2 protein-coding genes are annotated in these 691 nt (G+C 37.2%); both read right to left on the bottom strand.

Features of this window, described 5'->3' with window-relative positions; all coding sequences use genetic code 11:
- Positions 1-47 precede the first annotated feature (47 nt).
- Positions 48-422, bottom strand: a complete 375-nt coding sequence (locus RM529_RS17660) for a metal-sensitive transcriptional regulator (RefSeq protein WP_037322012.1) — start codon at positions 420-422, stop codon at positions 48-50.
- A gap of 62 nt (positions 423-484) precedes the next feature.
- Positions 485-691 carry a GDCCVxC domain-containing (seleno)protein gene (locus tag RM529_RS17655; RefSeq protein ID WP_081912600.1) on the bottom strand — a complete coding sequence of 69 codons (207 nt, stop codon included), beginning with the start codon at positions 689-691 and terminating at the stop codon, positions 485-487.

Genomic DNA, 691 nt, shown 5'->3' with positions numbered 1-691 from the left:
TTTGTAAAACAGATTTTAAATAGTATTAAATTAAATAGAAGAATATTTTACTCTGGTCTATTTTCAGAAATATAAGATTCTAGTCTTCGTTTAAGTTCATCAACCTCCTTCATTTTATCGGTAAGGCTGTTAAGCTCAAGATCAGGGAATTGTTTTCTTATGAATTCAATTCGCTCTTCATTACCGCAATTACCGGGACAGGCCTCCACCGTTTCTGAAATTGTAATCGCCAGCGCTTTGCGGTACACTTCATCTAAAAGAAGAAAATGCGCCTTATCAAGCCCTTTTTGCGCAGCTTTGAACTGGATCAGGATCTTTTCTGGATCTTTATTTTCATCCAGCATTTTTATAAGTCCGTTAAGCTGGCCGCTGATGCTCTGCAAGCGGGTTTTTATATCTTTACTTAGATCTCTAGGAATCATATTTTTAATTTTCAGCAAGATACATCTGGTGTGGGGGAGGTCTCCAAAAGTATTTTAAATTTTTAGCAGCAATTTGTTCCTTCCTGAATGGGTGGACAGGCAAGAGTACCATAAGAACAATAAACGCAGCAATCACCTTCCTTTGGTTTCAATAATTGACTGCAATTTTCGCATTGGTAAAAAAACTGACAGGCTGTTGTGGGCATTTCTTCTTCTTTTGTATGTCCGCAACCAGGACATGTAATGGTAGATACTAGTTCTATTTCCAT

Source organism: Autumnicola edwardsiae, assembly GCF_031846505.1.
Classification (GTDB): Bacteria; Bacteroidota; Bacteroidia; order Flavobacteriales; family Flavobacteriaceae; genus Autumnicola; species Autumnicola edwardsiae.
Note: the sequence above shows the minus strand (reverse complement) of the source record. Positions and strands in the feature narration are given on the sequence as shown.

What these genes read in the sequence shown, in the direction of transcription:
- RM529_RS17655 (WP_081912600.1), bottom strand. Translation starts at nt 691, where the DNA reads ATGGAAATAGAACTAGTATCTACCATTACATGTCCTGGTTGCGGACAT.
- RM529_RS17660 (WP_037322012.1), bottom strand. Translation starts at nt 422, where the DNA reads ATGATTCCTAGAGATCTAAGTAAAGATATAAAAACCCGCTTGCAGAGC.